Genomic DNA, 16,673 nt, shown 5'->3' on the forward strand with positions numbered 1-16,673 from the left:
GATTGGCTCTGTTTCGACTGCTCTGCAGGCGACGCCCGGATCGCGTCGCACTGCAGAGGGCTGTTGACGACGTAGCAAAGACGAATGAGGGAGCTTCTGCGTGACTACCTATGCATTGAACGGTCTTGGACGGATCGGAAAACTGGCCCTGAAACCCCTGCTTGAGCGAGGCGCAAAAATCGCCTGGATCAACGACGCAGTCGGAGACCCGCAAATGCACGCTCATCTGCTGGAATTCGATACAGTGCACGGTCGTTGGGACGCTGAGATTTTGCATGATGCCGATGCCATAACAATCGATGGCACGCGCCTGCCTTTTGTGGGGGTTACAGATATCGCTGACTTGCCTTTAGGTGAGGTCGACGTCGTGATTGACTGCACAGGTGTTTTCAAAACCGAAGCCAAAATCGAACCGTACTTTGAGGCAGGAGTAAAGAAAGTGGTTGTTTCGGCTCCGGTTAAGGATGGCGATGCAGCCAATATTGTTTACGGCGTAAACCACAAAATATTCGAAGCTGACCGCCACCGAATTGTGACCGCCGCTAGTTGTACTACAAATTGCCTGGCGCCGGTGGTGAAAGTCATTCACGAAAATCTAGGCATAAAACATGGCTCGATGACAACAATTCATGATGTTACGAATACACAAACCATAGTGGACCGACCGGCCAAAGACCTGCGTCGCGCACGTTCGGCCCTGAACTCGCTGATCCCGACAACAACCGGAAGCGCAACAGCAATCACCTTGATCTACCCTGAACTCAAAGGACGATTGAACGGTCATGCCGTTCGCGTGCCCTTGCTCAATGCCTCGCTCACGGACTGCGTATTCGAAGTTGAGCGTGAAACAACGGTTGAAGAAGTCAACTCGCTTTTCAAAGCCGCATCGCAAAGCGAACTAAAGGGCATTCTGGGCTACGAAGAGCGCCCGCTTGTTTCAACCGATTACACCAACGATCAACGTTCCAGTATCGTGGATGCATTGTCGACGATGGTGGTCAACGGCACCCAAGTTAAAATCTACGCCTGGTATGACAACGAAATGGGCTATGCCCACCGCTTGGTAGATGTGGCATTTATGGTCGGAGGCTCGGCGTGACAAATGCCTCTGCGCGGCCCGAGGGGTTGTCGGCCTATGTTGCCGTTACAGCGGCTTATTGGGCATTCATGCTCACTGATGGCGCATTGCGAATGCTCGTGCTGCTGCATTTCCATACCCTCGGCTTCACGCCGGTTCAATTGGCCTATCTGTTCGTGCTGTACGAAGTCGCAGGAATGGTGACAAACTTATGCGCCGGTTGGATTGCGGCGCGGTTTGGACTTACATCTACCCTGTATGCAGGCTTTGGTATTCAAATTCTGGCGCTTATAGCGCTCGCTCAACTTGATACGAATTGGGCGATCGGATTGTCCGTGGTCTATGTAATGATAGTGCAAGGGGCGAGCGGGATCGCAAAAGACCTTGCAAAAATGTCCTCAAAATCTGCGGTCAAACTGCTCGCTCCGTCCGAGGGCAACGGCCTGTTCCGCTGGGTGGCTTTGCTTACAGGATCAAAGAATGCGGTAAAGGGGTTCGGTTTTCTTTTGGGCGCGGCTTTGTTGGCAACATTTGGTTTTTCGTCAGCTGTGTTGGGTATGGCCGCGATCCTGGCTGTAATCCTTGTTGCCGTCCTAATCGCAATGCCGCCAGGATTACCCAAAGGCCGGAAAGGAGCGAAATTCTCCGAGGTTTTCTCCAAATCGGCCAACATCAACTGGCTCTCTGTGGCGCGAGTTTTTCTGTTTGGCGCACGAGACGTCTGGTTTGTTGTGGGAATTCCAATTTATTTTTATGCCGTTCTGTCAGATGGAAGTGAAGCCGGAAACAGAGCTGCTTTTTTCATGATCGGCAGTTTTATGGCTGTATGGATCATCCTTTACGGATTTGTTCAAGCCTCTGCGCCTCGCTTGTTGCACGCGGCGAAGCGACCCGAAAGTGATCTTATCAAGGCTGCTCGGAAATGGGCTTGGTTGCTTACCGTGGTACCTGCGGCCCTTACCGCTGCTGCTTTGGTTTCGGAAGAACCACAAATCTGGCTAACGATAATCCTAATCTCAGGGTTATTTGTGTTCGGAGCAATTTTCGCGATCAATTCGGCGCTGCATTCCTATCTTATCCTGGCTTTTACTCAAGCTGAGCGCGTGACAATGGATGTCGGCTTCTACTACATGGCCAATGCCGGGGGACGATTGATGGGAACACTGCTTTCTGGGCTGACTTACCAGTTGGGTGGTTTGCCGTTAATGCTGGGTACCGCGACTGCGATGGTCGCAGCAGCGGCAATCGCAACGGGATTTCTACGCGAAGAGTGATCGCCCTAATTGCTTTGCTTCCCAAATTTGCTGTTGGTGCAAGCAATCTGCTTTAAACACCAAAACCCAAATCTATTCACTTTTGTAAGCGGCAAAACGCTGGCAACGGCACTTGAAGGTAAACTTCAGCGTTTCAGTCACCGACCCTTTGCAATCTCACTTCCCATTGCCCCACGCAAACGCCACCAGTTATCCCAATCTCGCGCTTGCGTGATCCGGTTGCGGTTGCTCGGAATGTAACACGCTCATGGATCTCGGTTTCGGACACTACATTCAGGAAAACATCGGAATAAAGAGTGGCAATGCCAGTTTCGTCTTCACGTATTTCGTAAGCGAACCCCCACCATTCATTTTCACCAACTCGTTCCGCTATGTATTCATTCTCTAAGCGGTCTTTGGCATTGAAAGGTAAAGTGAACGAAAGTGATACTTCGCCTCCCATGGATATATATTCCACGTATTCGGCTGGGCAGCCGTCTTGAGACAACAATTCGTATGAATACTTCCAAAGTCCGCTTTTTGGTTGAATGTCCTTTGCAACGGCGGAAGCGCAGAGACATAGACAAGCCGCCATAACAATGCACCTAATACCCTGTACAAGTCTAACAACCAAAAGCTGTACGATGAGTTTCTTTTGGAGATTGAGTAGGAGTGAATTCCTCTTGAATTTCAAAGTTCCCGAATAGGTTTGCTGAACGAAAAGCACGCTGCCACTACTCCAAGGCTACGTCGCCGCCGGAATAAAGATAGGTCCATGCGAAAGCCAAAAACAGCTGTCTATTGATCGCGTTTCCAATAAATGTGCCAATCTCGACTGCGACGCCCCCGTTCGGCCCGGCTGTGTCGGCATCACTGCTAGATTCACCTGCATACATGGCATAGGCTTCGGATGGATGGCGCGATGCAAACACATCCGTGCTACCTTTTTTGTTATCAAGATTACATGAAATCAACAAGTTTTCAGGTCGGCCACGATTAGGCAAACTGCCAGTTTGTTTAAATTTGGGAACACGTACAATCTGCGGCGTTACAACTGTTGCACGCAACTGTTTTGATTGAACTTTACACCGTGCACCGGCAACTTCAGTCATTGTTCCGTTGTTTCCCACAAAGGTCCGAACGAGAAGGTCGCTGGAGCCGCCATTGGGGGTAGTATTTGAATCCTTCAAAAGGGTTGCCGTTACCGGAGGCCCTGAGACTGGCAGCGAAGGAGCCGTGCAAGCCGTGAGCAACAAGGTTGAGACAATCGCCGCGCAATTTAGTGATACACGCAAAAGTTGATCTCCAGTCTTTCTTTTCACCGAATTTCTGCGTGTACTCTTTCCTGTTTGTGACGCAATTGAGGCGCTATTTGGTCTAAGATGAGATGATTGGTGACTGTGCTGCTCACCGACTGATATTGCTGTAAACACACAGACGGAGAAATCCCGTAGCGAGGCGTCAGCACTGAGCAATGCCGTAACATGGCGCCTGCAGAGGACCACTGAATGCAATCGCGGAATCGGGAAATGAATACGCCGGGCTAGAAGAATGCCAATCAGCCAGACTTGCGTTTGTATCGCAATATCTTCCTCATAATCCAAATGCTCAGGCCATGAACATAACAGTCGATGGCAAGCTTAAGCGAAAGGAAAAAGCTTCCGATACCCAAAAGTAACGCGAGAGAAATCGTCAGTATCGCTGTTCCAATGGATACGAGTGGAAAAGCTGCCACTGGGTAGACCAAGATATGGCTCAAGATTGGCGGAATGTGGGGGGACGCGAAATAGACAGCCACTGCACACGCCAGCCACATAAACCATGCGCGCATTGTAAACGTGTACTCTCCAACAATTGTTAGCGCCTGCGCGACCTTTTCGACGGGAAGCCAATAGCTCAGCGCCAGGAACGGAATTTGAAGAGGATGTACCGCCACGAAGCCGTATAATGCAATGAAACCGACCAATTCCGGGTTCGCATCAGGTTGGCGAGAATAAAAATAGGCGACGAGTGCTACAATCGCGATTGTCAAAATAATGTTTGAAGGACTCCGAAGTGAGAGACCACCTTGTCGGGTGAAATCTCGCCAGCTTTTGGGGCTTGGCGGGGTTTCAAACACCCCCTGCCCTTCGGCCAGCCGACTTGCAGCAAGCACGATCTCATGAGCGCCGCTGAAACGCGATTGAAAACGCACGCTATCTGAAAACCAGTGAAAAGCTTCGTCCAGAAAGGCAAGGTATTCAATAGACACTTCATCAGGGAGCGTAGGAAGACCGGAGTTGTATGTAAGCTTCCCACGGATGCGCGAATAAAGCTGATCTTCGAAATACTCGGCTGCTTCCGGGTCCAGAAACACAGGGTCTTCCCAAAGCCGACGCAATCGCGTTTCTGACGCCTCGCCCATTTCCGGTTTGAGTATCTCGGCACACAATGTTGAAACGTGATCCCAATCGGTGTCGAAAACAAAAATTTCATGGCCGAATTTTTCAGGCGGTTTTTCTAAAACTTCCGGCTCAATATTGTGCGGAGGATTTGTCTGCGCCACGACGTCCGCATCACTGTATGACTTATGGAGGAGATCATTCTCTTCTTGTACTGCAGTGTCTTCTGGCAGAGTTGCCGATACCTCAGCTTGGATATTGGTCGGCGGGTTTGCCTGCCCAGTGTCGCCCTCACCGCCGCGCGGTGCAGCGGCAAGATCATTTTCTTCTGGTGTGGTGTTGTCTTCAAATCGGACGTTGTGTTCAAGCGCCTCATTGAAATGAAACCTCAATTCCTCGGCCATTTGCAGCGCTGCCTCATAAGCGTGGCGCAGCTCCTGAAATGCCTCGGCGTCCCTCTCTTGATCGATGCTCTTTAAGACACGGGCGTACCCCCGGCGTATGGTCTTTTTGTCAGTAACTCCATCTGGCAGCCCCAAGACATCAAAGGGCCAACCAGCCTCAGAAACGGACATAGTTGGCCTCGAAATCATCCAGTATGGTCGTTACTCGCGCCCTTACGATTGCAATAAAACTCTGATCCTGTTTGGTCAGGGCCGATTCAAACTCGGCCAAAAGGTAAGATATTTCGGCGCGATCTTCGCCCAAGGCCATCACATAACATCGCTCCAATCGAGCTTTGACAGCGACGTTCTCTTGCTCATCTCTTGGGTGTACTTTGAGCGCCTCAAGCTTGGCGAGCCGCGCCGCAATGTCCTTTTCGTCAAGCTCGCCCGATAGTTTGTGCAAAGTACGGCTAAAAGCGGGTTTTTGTGTGTTAGAAACGCCCAATATGGAGTTTGTGAACAGCTGCTTCCTTGGCTCACGCAATCGATCGTAATTTACAGGACTTGAGCAATCAGCGATTTTGGCGCCTTGGGAAAGCACTGATCGTTTCAATAAAAGTTGTAGGCTCTACCTGCTCATCCCGCCCACAATTATCACATCTGGACCGAGACAAAACTGGCGGCAGACGCTATTACAATGCTGTAAGCCAGTAGAAAAACAAAGATTGGTGTAATTAATTTAATAACTTCCATTAGGGCATTTACAGAGCCATTTTCATTCGGAGTACTTCTGATTTCTTCAGCGCCAACCAATGGCGGAAGGAGATCTTTTTTACTTTGTTTAACCATTTTCGACTCACAACATACTACCGGGTGATTTTATCACTTCGCGTTTAAACTGGATGCTATCGCCCAAATTTCAGTGCTTTTGCCAAAAATTTTGAACGAATATCGGCACAATGATACTCGCTGCGTTGTGATTGTTTACCGTTCTAAGGTGATACCGCAGTGATCAAGTGATTTCGGTTTTTTTCAGTACGGGCATTCGACGAAGCGCGATGACTACACAAACTCCGTTCCAAGGAAGTCTCGCGATGACCACACATGAGTCCTTGAATTCATCCAGACAGTCGGCTCTTCCGGCTATGCCTGCATGCCCACGTTTTCTGTCTTTTTGGTGTCTAAATCCCCGCGTGGGCGGGATAGTTTACCCCAAGGCCGTCAACCAATTACATCTCTTGCGGTAACTGATAAGCGTGTGCGGCGATCGTTTGAGAGAATCACTTTTCAAGCGCATGATCATATCTGATGAAATAGTAAACCCAGACTTCGTTTGGACGAGCGCACACGAAAACCAACGACCATCCATCGAAAATTCATTGGATAAGGCGGCTTTAAGTGTCTGAAACGCTTTTATTTGCTGGCGCATGTTTGAGGATATGGTTTAGATCACACTATGCCTTTTCCTGACGATGTTTTCCGCCACACCCCAGCGCTTCGAGACCGGATCACACCGCCGGATGTCTCCGAAATGCGGTTTGGGTTGGATCGCTTCGATGAGTTAGACGCACAAGCCAAGGTTGAAGGATGGCCACCCGGTTGGCGGATGGAGCACGACGCGCGAGAAGCCAACCGAAACGCCGTGCTTTCCGAACGGTTGGATCGCGGCTTGTGGGTTTTCGCTTATGGCTCGCTAATTTGGGACCCTGCAGTCCACGTGGAAGAATACCGTTACGGGAACTTGATGGGTTGGCATCGAAGCTTTTGCATGCGGCTCGAAGGCGGGCGCGGTACCCATGATCAGCCGGGATTGATGGCTGCGCTCGATGAAGGCGGTCAATGCAATGGGGTTGTTTTTCGCATACCGGCGGAACTAGTTGACAGGGAAACCCAATTCATGTGGCGGCGGGAAATGTTTTCGGGATCCTATCGCCCAGTATTCTTCGACATTGCGACCCCTCAGGGTTCGGTGGAAGCACTGACATTTGTGATGGACCGTAGCAACAGGCGATACATGCCAAACCTTCCGGAAGACGAAGCGGCCAGAATGATTGCTTTCGCCGAAGGCGGGCATGGACCAAATTTCGAATACCTGGACTCTCTGGTGCGACATCTTGATGAACTTGGTATCGCGGATCAGAACATGCGCCAGCTTCATGCACTTGCGGTCGCGTATAGGGGAAAGAAGAAAACCGACGGTTTGGAATTCTGCTAGGTCAGTCAGACCGTCGCTTACGCTACTTTAATTCCCTGCGAGCAATTCGAAGCGGCAGATGGGTTGAGCCAAATTCAACCAGAGGACGCGGCGGATCCCGCAGCGGAAAGTAGCCAGACGCCGCACACGTAAACATCGATTTCGTCGAATGGCACCGTCGTCCGCAACTCTCCTTCTTAAGTCCAAACTTGAATATTCCATCATTTGGATATTTGAACAAATGAGATATCGTGATTACTCGACGGGAGGAGTAATTCATGATCAAAAGTTTTCGTTCTTTGCCTGTAGCTTTAGCTTTCGCGTGCTCAACTGCAGTTCCGGCGCTCGGTCAAAATCAAGACTTCTCAAGCATATACTCCCCCGGTGAGCTAGGCGCCATGCGACTACATACAGAAAAACCGGAACAAACCCTGATAAACAACGTAAACATCTTTGACGGGGTCAACGAGACGCTGATGCAGGGTGCCAGCGTTCTTGTCGAAGGCAAACTAATCAAAGAAGTGTCTACAGATGAAATTGATGCTCCAAATGCCATTGTAATTGACGGGGATGGTCGGACTCTGATGCCCGGCCTGATCGATGGCCACGCTCATGTTATGATCAACAATGATTATGGTGTCATCGAACGCGATAGTGACATCACTGACCTGTCTTACAACGCCGTTATTGTTATGGAGCGGTTCTTGATGGACGGTTTCACCTCTGTTCGTGATATGGGGGGGCCTGCTTTTGGTTTGGCCAGGGCAGTAAACAGCGGTCTCCTGATCGGGCCGCGATTGTACCCATCGGGCGCATTTATTTCTCAGACGTCGGGCCACGGCGACTTCCGCGACAGGGCCGACCCTGGCTTTAGTTACGCAGACGCAGGAGATTTATCGAATTTTGAGCGTATGGGGATCGGCACCGTAGCGGATGGTGTCCCAGAAGCATTAAAAGCTACTCGATTAAACCTTCGAAATGGTGCCACTCAAATCAAAATCATGGCGGGCGGCGGCGGCTCTTCGCGATTTGATCCGATCGATACAACCCAGTTTTCCAAGGAAGAAACTTGCGCGATTGTCGAAACGACAAAGGACTGGGGAACCTATGTTGCGGCTCATGTATTCACTGATCGCGCCGTCAATCGATTACTAGACTGCGGTGTCAGAACGTTCGAACACACCTTTTTCATCTCAGAAGAAACCATGCAGAGGATAGCAGCCGAAGGCGCGTATGTGGTTCCGCAAATGTGGGGGATCTCCCCCGATCTTGCCAAGAATCCTTTGATGCCTCCGGCGAAAATTCCTTTGGTTCAGGAATTGGGAAAGGAATACGCTGATTTTGGACGCAACCTAGTAAAAAATGGGGTGAAAGTCGTATTCGCTTCTGACTATGTCGGTGTGAACGCTGACGCTGAAAGAGCGCGCCGTTACGAAATCTGGTGGCGCACTCAGACGTTCGACTCTAACTTTGAGGTCCTTAAACAGATGACTTCTGTCGCTGGAGAGGTTCTGGCAATGTCCGGCGAACGCAACCCTTACAAAGAAGGTAAACTGGGCGTGATCGAGCCAGGCGCGTACGCCGACCTCCTGCTGGTGGACGGCAACCCACTGGAAGACATCCGGGCAATTGGCGGTCAGGAACAGTGGTTTGATGCGCCCGAAGAATGGAAGCCGATCGAAACCATTGACCTGATCATGCTTAACGGTGCGATATACAAAAACGACCTTTGAACGATCCCCGTTGGATTGTTGCGCCTGTTTCGAGTTGGAAACTAGCCGTTTCAAAAAAGCGCAACGCTAACGCATTGTGCGTAAAAACCCGCCTGCGATAAAAGCTCAGTCCGGGAAAACTTTGCTTATCGGCCGTTATACGCGCAAGAATTCTGCATCGAGATCGCATCTATACCCACGGTAGGTACCGGTTGTGCTATACTGGTTTCAAATAGACGCTTTGTTGTGGAGGTAAGTCATGATTATTCGATTGATATCAACGCTCGGCATCGCGCTCTCATTCGCGATGGCTGCTCCTCAGATTGCGCGGGCCGACGCGGGCGACTTTATTGGCGGCGCTGTCGTAGGCGGGGTTTTGGGTTACGCGATTGGTAAGGACCAGCAAAAGAAAAAGGCTCAGACAACAACTCGGACCTATCGGTCAGGAATTCCATCAACTACACAGGGTGCGCAAACCCAGACGGCGCTCAACTATTTCGGCTACAATGCCGGTAGGGTTGATGGACAGGTCGGCAGTGGAACCCGGGCAGCCATAGAACGCTATCAAGCTTCAATGGGCTATCCTGTCAATGGCTATGACTTCCAACCGTATCAGTATGACTTTTTGATGCAGGCATACTACTGGGGGACAAGCGGCGGACAAGCCGCCACTCAACTTTCGGGCCAGCCACTTCTGATGGCGTATCGCCAACAGTTGCAAAGCGAAACTGCTCTGGCGGTCGCCCCTCAGGCCGCAGCACAGGCTACACCAGCTGTTGCACCCCAAGAAGACGCTTCAGCGACCGACAGTTCTGAAGAAACGAATTCGAGCCTACCAAGCCTATTCTCGGGCGGCACAGGGGGGCCGTCGCTCGCCAACCGCTGCAGCGCGGTTATGCTGCAAACGTCGACAAATGGTGGCTACACGACCCTGTCGAATATGTCCGACCCAAATTTCGCATTGAGCGAACAGTTTTGCCTCGCCCGAAGCTACGCAATGGCGACCGGTGAAGAGCTTATGGAAGACGTCCAAGGGCTGACGCCTGACCAAGTGGCCGCGCAGTGCAGCGCTTTCGGGGAAACTTTGGAGCCGCAAGTCGTTGCACTTTCTTTAAGTTCAAAAGCCGAAGCAGAATCTCAGATGCGCACGTTTGCTTTGGATACGGGGCTTGATCCCGAGGATCTGGTGGCAACAAGCAAGGTCTGCCTTGCGATCGGTTACCGCCAGGACAACATGGACAGCGCAATTGGATCTGCGCTGATGCTGGTCGCAATGGGCGAGCCTGCTTATGGCGAACTGATTGGGCACCACCTTCGCGAAGGTTTCGGTGTGCAAGAACGCCGTGATCTTGCGATGCAGTGGTATGATGCGAGCCTTTCCGCACTGGATGCAGGATCACAGGCTGTTTTCCTGCCGTCCCAATCCGACCGTCCGGAGCTGTTGCGAACAGCAATGACTAAGTCGCAGTAAACCAAGGTCACTGCGTATCCACAAATGACGTGACAGCGCGGCGGGTAAACCTGAGAGTTACCCGCCATTTCTCGCTGCGTATACTGTCTAAACTTTGCGAGTTTAAGTCATGATGGGTAATCACGTGCGCAAAATATTCGTATAGAAACGCGAGAATCCAATCGAAGCAAAGGCGGCTTGGCCAACGAAGATTGGGGGCTTGCTTGGGTAAGAGCAATTTTTATTGTTATTTTACAATCAATTAATGATACTTTGTGGTGCGGGCGGTGGGACTCGAACCCACACGGCACTAAGGCCTTCGGATTTTAAGTCCGATATGTCTACCATTCCATCACGCCCGCGCCTTGAAAGTGCCGCCATAAAGGAGCAGTCATCTTAGCTCTGGCGACTCTTACATCCTCGTTTCCGGATTGAAAAGAGACAGATAAGCTAGAAATGCCACTTGTGGATAATTGCGAGATACGCCGGCCCCAAGGCGATGAAGTCCGAAGTTGTCGTTTCGGTCTATACAAAGCCAATAAAGGGCGTAATCCCGTTTTTAGCTGTCGAGAAAGTACCTTTGAATTCCATCCAATTCGTCGCGCAGCAAATGCACGAAAAAAGATTCTGCAAAGTTTTGATGGATCGTACTGACAGCTGCGTCAGGTCGCTCTTTCGCCAAATATCCGTCTCGGATAGAGTGGCATCATACGCGAAGAGCACTACATATCTTCACGTTCAAAAAAAAACAATTCGGAGCCCGTCCATGTTGTTTCGATGCCTTGCGTTCGTGGCTCTGTTCACCGCTGCATTTACTTTCAGCGCCGTCGCACAGCCCAAGGAAAAGTCCCAATCAGGGTTGCTGGTTGAGCTGAATGCCGTTCAGGACGTTACCGACGCCTGCAGACTGACTTTTTTGATAATGAATGAAACCGAGTCCGTTATAGAAAAAGCAGTATTTGAAACGGTTATTTTTGACACAAATGGGCAGGTTGTCAGCCTTTCTCTGTTCGATTTCCGCGAACTGCCAGCCGATAGACCCAGAGTGCGTCAATTCGATCTGCCCACAAGAGCCTGCAGTTCAGTGGGGCAAGTGCTGATAAATGGTGCCAATACTTGTGTTGTCGGCGGATCGGAAAGTGACATATGTCGAAACGCGCTGAAGCTGAACAGCCGTGTTAAAATGGAGCTTTTGGGATGAGCCCGGTAGCAGCTTTGCGTGAAATCCTTAACCTGGGCGGCCCAGTCGTAGCGATCCTGCTTGTAATGTCTGTTCTGACGCTGGCTGTGACGATTTACAAACTCTGGCAGTTCGCGGCTTGCGGAGTTGGGCGGCACCGGGTTTTGTCCAAGGCGCTTCAGGCGTGGGATGCAGGGGATCCAGGCGCTGCGCGATCTCGATTGAATGAAAGCAGTAGTTACCTGGCACCCATTGTTAGTGCAGCGATGGATGCACGGAACGTGCCCGGTATCGAAGATCGACTTGACGCCGAAGCAGGGTTGGCGCTTGCCCGCCTGGAACGCGGGTTCCGACTGCTGGATACTGTAGCGCAGCTTGCACCGCTGCTTGGGCTTTTTGGCACGGTGCTTGGCATGATCAACGCGTTCCAGAGCCTTCAGAGCGCTGGCTCAGCCGTCGATCCGTCACTGTTGGCGGGTGGAATTTGGGTTGCGCTGGTCACCACTGCAGTTGGGCTTGCAGTAGCAATGCCCACCTCAATGGTACTTTCATGGTTTGAGAGCCGTACAGCGCGAGAAAGAGTGTTTGCAGACAAAGCCCTTCGCACAATATTGGTGCCGGGTCAGTCGATACAGCCAGTGGACGGGGCGAGCGCGCCGATAGCAGCTCCGGAACATGCGTAGGACCGCCCCATTTGTTCGGCGACGAATGTCGATGACACCGCTCATCGACGTTATTTTCTTGCTTTTACTGTTTTTCATGTTGTCTTCAACGTTTTCCCGCTTCGCCGAGATCGAATTGATCAACGCGACAGCAGGTGTTGCAGACGTGCCCGAACCCGCCGACAGGGTCTTTCTGCAACTGGGTTCACAACGACTGATTCTGAACGGCACTGTCACGACATTGGATGAAGTGGCCAGTCAGATCGGAACCGGGCAAGTGCTGGTCAGTTTGGACACCGATACATCGGCCCAACGACTGGTAGATCTTCTTGTTCGATTGCGCGGACAAGATGGGCTTACCGTTACGGTACTGGAATAAAACCATGATCCGTGCAACACGCCCACGCATCAAACGCGACTCAACAATTCCGCTGATCAATGTCGTTTTCCTGATGCTGATCTATTTCCTATTGGCTGGTACGCTGGCCCCGCCGTTGGACCCCGATCTTGAACTGATAGACACGGCCGAGCTCGAGGGGCGCGATCCACCTGATGCTATAATCCTGCATTCGGACGGGTCTCTGAGTTTTCGTGGGCTACCGACTGACCCCGAGTCTTATCTGTCGCGGAATAGCGCGGGACCGGTCCGAATTGTTCCCGACAAGAACGTGTCTGGGCAACGTCTGATCGAAGTTACCGGAGCACTTCGTCGGTTGGGCGCACCTTCTGTGTTTCTTGTAACACGTCAGGCTCTGGAATGATCAGAACCTCCGTTTTCGTCGCTGCAATGGCGATTACGCTTTCGCTAATGTTACACCTGTTGGGTTTGAGCCTAACCGCGCCTAGACTTACAGAAAAAAAAGTCATTGAAAGCCGGGCTAATAGCCTTGAATTGAGCACTGCGTTTGAAGAATTCGTCGATGCTCCACCAGAGCAGGTTCAACCAGAACAGGCGGAGGTGCCGGAACCGTCGGTTGACTCCACAGCAGAACCAGAACCAGCCGAAGTTCCAACAAGTGACGTACTTGTCGCCTCGCCAGAACCGCAAGATGTCTCGTCCCCCGACACAGGGACTTCGACAATCATTCAACCGGAGGCTCCCCAATCGCCCGTTACCGATACGCAGGGTCAGGCAGATGACAACGAGGCAGAAACTGCCGAACCCGTCGCGTCCGCGCCCGTCACTCCCGATACTTCAGCAGAAGCGCCGGTTGAAGCTACCGAAGCAGCAGCACCGGTTGCCGAGCCCGTTGCTGAGTTACCAACTGCAAAAGAGCCAGAAGAATTTGCGGCCCTGCCCCCGCCGCAACCTCTTACAGTTCCTGTTGAAAACCAGACGGTCGTTACTGAAACACCGGACGTGCCCATCGCCCCAATAACACCCGAAGACACCGAAGGATCCGAAGAAGATGCAGAGTCCGAGCAGGCAGTTGTATCTTCATTAAGGCCGCGCCTTCCAGACCGCAGACCTCGTCAGACATCACCAAGCGCTTTGGACCCATCAAGGAATTTTGACAACTTGCGCTTTCCGGACCAAACCATTGACTCGCCTCTCACCGTGTATCGCCGTGAAGGACTTGACACATTCAGACAAGATCGCGGCGGAAACCGATCAGGCGGTCTTGGTCCTGGGAATTCGGACAGAACAAACTATGCCGGCCAGGTGTTGGTGCATCTGAACCGCGCACCGCTCGTTTATGTTGCAACCCGCGGGTTTGCTCAGGTTTTTTTTGAGATTAACCCTGACGGTACCTTGGCATGGGTAGACGTTGTCGACAGCTCGGGTGCGCCTGATGTCGAACGCGCGGCAAAAGAACAAGTGCGCAGCGCAGCACCTTTTCCACGGCCACCAGGGGGCGTCAGTCGAAAGCTGTCTTTTTTCTATCAGATCAGGTGAAACGTCTTCTGAATGTATTAAGGCAGCTTTGCGCTAACCGGGTTTTGATTCTTCAAATTGGGCCGATTACCTTACCAGGTATTGCAACCAAGCGTCAAAAGCATTGGCCAGAGACATTCTGGAGCAGGTCACCATAACCTTGATCTGTTTTCACCTTGCCCAAAGTAACTTCTGCTATTTTGCTCCCAAAGCCTGACCGCTTTCATCAAAGAAATGCAGGCTTTCCTGCGGAAAATGCAGGCCAACCTTCGTTCCGGGTTTCAGGTCTGTATCCCCGTTTAACCGAACAGTCACTTTTTCTTCCGCCCCGCAATCGATAATTAAAAATGTGTCCGCACCAAGATATTCAATTACCTCAATGACCCCGTCACTTTGCCCATCACCTGGTGCGACCACACTTATGTGTTCGGGTCGGATACCCAGCTTAATGGCCTCGCCGGACAGCGTGAATTCACCACTTCCGCCTTGCTCCAGTTCGTAACGACCGTTCCGCGTCTTGCATGGTAGAATATTCATCTTTGGGCTGCCGATGAACTGAGCCACAAACAGATTTGCCGGACGTTCGTAAAGTTCGCGTGGTGAACCCACCTGAGCAATTGTACCGTATTCTAGAACGACAATCCGATCGGCCAGAGTCATCGCCTCGACCTGATCGTGCGTCACATAAATCATTGTGCGTTTGAGATTTTGATGAAGTTTGGCGATCTCATAACGCATTTCGACCCGCAAAGCCGCATCAAGGTTCGAAAGTGGTTCATCAAACAAAAATGCTGTGGGATCACGCACAATGGATCGGCCAATTGCAACCCGCTGTCGCTGCCCTCCGGAAAGGTCTTTGGGGCGTCTTTCCAGAAATGGACCAAGTTTTAGAACGTCGGCCGCTTTGCTAACCTGCCTATCTATTTCTGCTTTCTGGACACCAGCAACCTTGAGGGAGAAACCCATGTTTTCTGCAACTGTCAGATGCGGATACAGAGCATAAGATTGAAAGACCATTGTCAGGCCACGCTTGGACGGGGGGTGGTCTGTTACGTCGCTATCATCTATTAATAGTGACCCCCGCGAAATATCTTCGAGCCCACCTATCATGCGAAGCAAAGTCGACTTGCCACAGCCAGATGGACCAACGAAGACGATGAATTCCCCTTCTTCGATTTTCAGGTCAACACCTTTGATAACCTGCGCGGAACCAAACCATTTTTCGACCGACTTTAGTTCGATGCTACCCATTAGTCCCTCCCTGCCCAGTGAAGCCAAACAGCTGCTGTCCACGTGAACGCATTGCCGCCCGCCGGGCTGCCAGAAATCGGGTCGAAATACTCTGCAAACCCATATGTAGAGATTAATTCTTTAGTCTTTACACGCAGTTCTTCCGCCCGTTGTTCATGACCCATTTCCGCCAAACCGAACCCGATCATCATGTTCATGAACGCCCATGTCGGACCGCGCCAATATCGTCGCGCATCAAAGTTCGGCATGGACGTATCATAGCTTGGAACGGGAAAAGGTACCGACGCCAATACCGCCTTCAATCGATCCAACATTTTTTCTGATTCAATCCCTGCGTACCAACAAAGGTACGAAGCGTTCGAAATGCTGCCTGACCATTCTTTGGTCCTTGCATCACGCGAGTCAAAAACGCCCAGATCTTCGTTCCAAAGTGAGCTTGCACCTACTTCCAAGTCAGCGATATCCGCGCCCAGACCTTCGGCGTCCAATCCCAGTTGTTCACTAATGGCCAACAAGTCCCTCGCCGCCCGCAATGTCGTGAATGTCATTGTCGGATCTGCAACACGAAACGGATTTTGCGTTAACAGGGCTTGCTGGTCCCATCCAGCCTGACGACCGATTTGAACCAGTTTTATGTAACGGTCATAGTCGAATTTGGTGGGTCGATCCTCGCTGTTTACATGACTCGTGTCACGACGCTGGTATTCACCGACATCCGAGGCATCTATGCGCGCCATCGCTTTGTCCCAGTCGGGTGCATTGTCACGTCCGGCTTCCCAGGGATGGGTCGTGCAAACAGCGCCATGATCATCCAGGCGCCACTTCATAATCCACCGATGCCAAGCCAGCATTTTGGGGAAAAGCTCGCGAATGCGCGTTTCTCCGGCGTCGGCGTCTTGTTCCCAGATTTTCCGGGCCATCGTTGCTGCGAGGGGTGGTTGAATGATTCCAGAGGAAGGTATCGGTCCGTCGCACCCCCACACATCAGGACCGGGGAAGTATCCGTCATCTTGTTGATGAAACAAGATATGAGGAACCATTCCGTCGGTCCATTGGCCTGTGAACAACGTCTCGATTTCGATCCAGGCTCGGTCAATATCAAACTGGGCAAAGCCCAGCGCGGCAATCGCGCTGTCCCAATTCCATTGATATGGATAGAGACCCTCGGTCGGGATCGTGTACCCACCGCGGTCATTTGAAATCAGGATGTTTCGCGCCTCGCGATCAGGGTTAGTATGTTGATTCATCAG

At 51.5% G+C, this 16,673-nt stretch carries 17 protein-coding genes and 1 tRNA gene; 10 read left to right on the forward strand and 8 right to left on the reverse strand.

Translation table 11 applies throughout. The annotated features are described in order from the left end of the window. Window positions 1-100 precede the first annotated feature (100 nt). Together GOV45_RS01185 and arsJ are read left to right on the forward strand one after the other, a co-directional pair. Window positions 101-1,099: an ArsJ-associated glyceraldehyde-3-phosphate dehydrogenase gene (locus tag GOV45_RS01185; protein ID WP_170473124.1), complete on the forward strand. Its 999-nt coding sequence runs from the start codon at window positions 101-103 to the stop codon at window positions 1,097-1,099. Next, window positions 1,096-2,352, forward strand: a complete 1,257-nt coding sequence (arsJ, locus tag GOV45_RS01190; protein ID WP_170473127.1) for an organoarsenical effux MFS transporter ArsJ — start codon at window positions 1,096-1,098, stop codon at window positions 2,350-2,352. The genes GOV45_RS01185 and arsJ overlap by 4 nt, the downstream gene beginning before the upstream one ends. A gap of 133 nt (window positions 2,353-2,485) precedes the next feature. On the opposite strand, the gene GOV45_RS01195 is transcribed toward arsJ, so the two are convergent. From GOV45_RS01195 to GOV45_RS01215, 5 genes are all read right to left on the reverse strand, one after another. Next, window positions 2,486-2,926 (reverse strand): hypothetical protein, encoded by a 441-nt coding sequence (locus GOV45_RS01195; protein ID WP_170473130.1) that lies wholly within the window; start codon window positions 2,924-2,926, stop codon window positions 2,486-2,488. Between the two features lie 139 nt (window positions 2,927-3,065). Beyond that, window positions 3,066-3,443 carry a hypothetical protein gene (locus tag GOV45_RS01200; RefSeq protein WP_170473132.1) on the reverse strand — a complete coding sequence of 126 codons (378 nt, stop codon included), beginning with the start codon at window positions 3,441-3,443 and terminating at the stop codon, window positions 3,066-3,068. A 446-nt stretch (window positions 3,444-3,889) separates the two neighbouring features. Then, the gene (locus GOV45_RS01205; RefSeq protein WP_170473135.1) at window positions 3,890-5,287 is read right to left on the reverse strand and encodes a hypothetical protein; all 1,398 of its coding nucleotides are present in this window, start codon (window positions 5,285-5,287) and stop codon (window positions 3,890-3,892) included. Beyond that, a complete protein-coding gene (locus GOV45_RS01210) occupies window positions 5,274-5,561 on the reverse strand; it encodes a hypothetical protein (RefSeq protein ID WP_170473137.1) in 288 nt (95 codons plus the stop codon). Before GOV45_RS01210 ends, GOV45_RS01205 begins: the two co-directional genes overlap by 14 nt. A gap of 191 nt (window positions 5,562-5,752) precedes the next feature. After that, window positions 5,753-5,947 carry a hypothetical protein gene (locus GOV45_RS01215; protein WP_170473139.1) on the reverse strand — a complete coding sequence of 65 codons (195 nt, stop codon included), beginning with the start codon at window positions 5,945-5,947 and terminating at the stop codon, window positions 5,753-5,755. 607 nt (window positions 5,948-6,554) lie between these two features. Here GOV45_RS01215 and GOV45_RS01220 point away from each other — a divergent pair. The 3 genes from GOV45_RS01220 to GOV45_RS01230 all read left to right on the forward strand — a co-directional run bounded on the left by GOV45_RS01220 (window position 6,555) and on the right by GOV45_RS01230 (window position 10,475). Further along, window positions 6,555-7,313 carry a gamma-glutamylcyclotransferase gene (locus tag GOV45_RS01220; RefSeq protein ID WP_170473142.1) on the forward strand — a complete coding sequence of 253 codons (759 nt, stop codon included), beginning with the start codon at window positions 6,555-6,557 and terminating at the stop codon, window positions 7,311-7,313. A gap of 377 nt (window positions 7,314-7,690) precedes the next feature. Further along, complete coding sequence (locus GOV45_RS01225; RefSeq protein WP_170473145.1) at window positions 7,691-9,025, forward strand: metal-dependent hydrolase family protein; 1,335 nt, start codon at window positions 7,691-7,693, stop codon at window positions 9,023-9,025. Between the two features lie 238 nt (window positions 9,026-9,263). Next, window positions 9,264-10,475: a peptidoglycan-binding domain-containing protein gene (locus GOV45_RS01230; protein ID WP_170473148.1), complete on the forward strand. Its 1,212-nt coding sequence runs from the start codon at window positions 9,264-9,266 to the stop codon at window positions 10,473-10,475. A gap of 255 nt (window positions 10,476-10,730) precedes the next feature. On the opposite strand, the gene GOV45_RS01235 is transcribed toward GOV45_RS01230, so the two are convergent. Further along, window positions 10,731-10,816, reverse strand: a tRNA-Leu gene (locus GOV45_RS01235). 404 nt (window positions 10,817-11,220) lie between these two features. Here GOV45_RS01235 and GOV45_RS01240 point away from each other — a divergent pair. Genes GOV45_RS01240 through GOV45_RS01260 form a run of 5 tightly spaced genes read left to right on the forward strand, consistent with a single transcriptional unit; the run spans window position 11,221 to window position 14,193 of the window. Continuing rightward, window positions 11,221-11,655: a hypothetical protein gene (locus GOV45_RS01240; protein ID WP_254442491.1), complete on the forward strand. Its 435-nt coding sequence runs from the start codon at window positions 11,221-11,223 to the stop codon at window positions 11,653-11,655. Beyond that, on the forward strand, window positions 11,652-12,317 hold the full coding sequence (locus tag GOV45_RS01245; RefSeq protein WP_170473150.1) for a MotA/TolQ/ExbB proton channel family protein: 666 nt from the start codon (window positions 11,652-11,654) through the stop codon (window positions 12,315-12,317). Before GOV45_RS01240 ends, GOV45_RS01245 begins: the two co-directional genes overlap by 4 nt. Further along, the gene (locus GOV45_RS01250; RefSeq protein ID WP_254447876.1) at window positions 12,310-12,675 is read left to right on the forward strand and encodes an ExbD/TolR family protein; all 366 of its coding nucleotides are present in this window, start codon (window positions 12,310-12,312) and stop codon (window positions 12,673-12,675) included. The genes GOV45_RS01245 and GOV45_RS01250 overlap by 8 nt, the downstream gene beginning before the upstream one ends. Window positions 12,676-12,679: 4 nt before the next feature. Further along, window positions 12,680-13,057 carry an ExbD/TolR family protein gene (locus GOV45_RS01255; RefSeq protein WP_170473152.1) on the forward strand — a complete coding sequence of 126 codons (378 nt, stop codon included), beginning with the start codon at window positions 12,680-12,682 and terminating at the stop codon, window positions 13,055-13,057. Then, entirely contained in the window at window positions 13,054-14,193 is a 1,140-nt protein-coding gene (locus tag GOV45_RS01260) for an energy transducer TonB family protein (protein WP_170473157.1), read from the forward strand. Before GOV45_RS01255 ends, GOV45_RS01260 begins: the two co-directional genes overlap by 4 nt. A 174-nt stretch (window positions 14,194-14,367) precedes the next feature. Here GOV45_RS01260 and GOV45_RS01265 read toward each other — a convergent pair whose 3' ends face one another. Both GOV45_RS01265 and GOV45_RS01270 read right to left on the reverse strand, forming a co-directional pair. Continuing rightward, window positions 14,368-15,423 (reverse strand): ABC transporter ATP-binding protein, encoded by a 1,056-nt coding sequence (locus GOV45_RS01265; RefSeq protein ID WP_170473160.1) that lies wholly within the window; start codon window positions 15,421-15,423, stop codon window positions 14,368-14,370. Beyond that, window positions 15,423-16,670: an MGH1-like glycoside hydrolase domain-containing protein gene (locus GOV45_RS01270; protein WP_367648644.1), complete on the reverse strand. Its 1,248-nt coding sequence runs from the start codon at window positions 16,668-16,670 to the stop codon at window positions 15,423-15,425. Before GOV45_RS01270 ends, GOV45_RS01265 begins: the two co-directional genes overlap by 1 nt. Window positions 16,671-16,673 lie beyond the last annotated feature (3 nt).

The sequence above is a fragment of the Ruegeria arenilitoris genome, from assembly GCF_013035425.1.
GTDB classification, from domain to species: Bacteria; Pseudomonadota; Alphaproteobacteria; order Rhodobacterales; family Rhodobacteraceae; genus Ruegeria; species Ruegeria arenilitoris_A.

Bases quoted from the DNA above. Each gene is read 5' to 3' on its own strand.
- GOV45_RS01195 (WP_170473130.1), bottom strand. From the start codon at position 2,926: ATGGCGGCTTGTCTATGTCTCTGCGCTTCCGCCGTTGCAAAGGACATT.
- GOV45_RS01200 (WP_170473132.1), bottom strand. From the start codon at position 3,443: ATGACTGAAGTTGCCGGTGCACGGTGTAAAGTTCAATCAAAACAGTTG.
- GOV45_RS01205 (WP_170473135.1), bottom strand. From the start codon at position 5,287: ATGTCCGTTTCTGAGGCTGGTTGGCCCTTTGATGTCTTGGGGCTGCCA.
- GOV45_RS01215 (WP_170473139.1), bottom strand. From the start codon at position 5,947: ATGGTTAAACAAAGTAAAAAAGATCTCCTTCCGCCATTGGTTGGCGCT.
- GOV45_RS01220 (WP_170473142.1), top strand. From the start codon at position 6,555: ATGCCTTTTCCTGACGATGTTTTCCGCCACACCCCAGCGCTTCGAGAC.
- GOV45_RS01225 (WP_170473145.1), top strand. From the start codon at position 7,691: ATGCGACTACATACAGAAAAACCGGAACAAACCCTGATAAACAACGTA.
- GOV45_RS01230 (WP_170473148.1), top strand. From the start codon at position 9,264: ATGATTATTCGATTGATATCAACGCTCGGCATCGCGCTCTCATTCGCG.
- GOV45_RS01240 (WP_254442491.1), top strand. From the start codon at position 11,221: ATGTTGTTTCGATGCCTTGCGTTCGTGGCTCTGTTCACCGCTGCATTT.
- GOV45_RS01245 (WP_170473150.1), top strand. From the start codon at position 11,652: ATGAGCCCGGTAGCAGCTTTGCGTGAAATCCTTAACCTGGGCGGCCCA.
- GOV45_RS01250 (WP_254447876.1), top strand. From the start codon at position 12,310: ATGCGTAGGACCGCCCCATTTGTTCGGCGACGAATGTCGATGACACCG.
- GOV45_RS01255 (WP_170473152.1), top strand. From the start codon at position 12,680: ATGATCCGTGCAACACGCCCACGCATCAAACGCGACTCAACAATTCCG.
- GOV45_RS01260 (WP_170473157.1), top strand. From the start codon at position 13,054: ATGATCAGAACCTCCGTTTTCGTCGCTGCAATGGCGATTACGCTTTCG.
- GOV45_RS01265 (WP_170473160.1), bottom strand. From the start codon at position 15,423: ATGGGTAGCATCGAACTAAAGTCGGTCGAAAAATGGTTTGGTTCCGCG.
- GOV45_RS01270 (WP_367648644.1), bottom strand. From the start codon at position 16,670: ATGAATCAACATACTAACCCTGATCGCGAGGCGCGAAACATCCTGATT.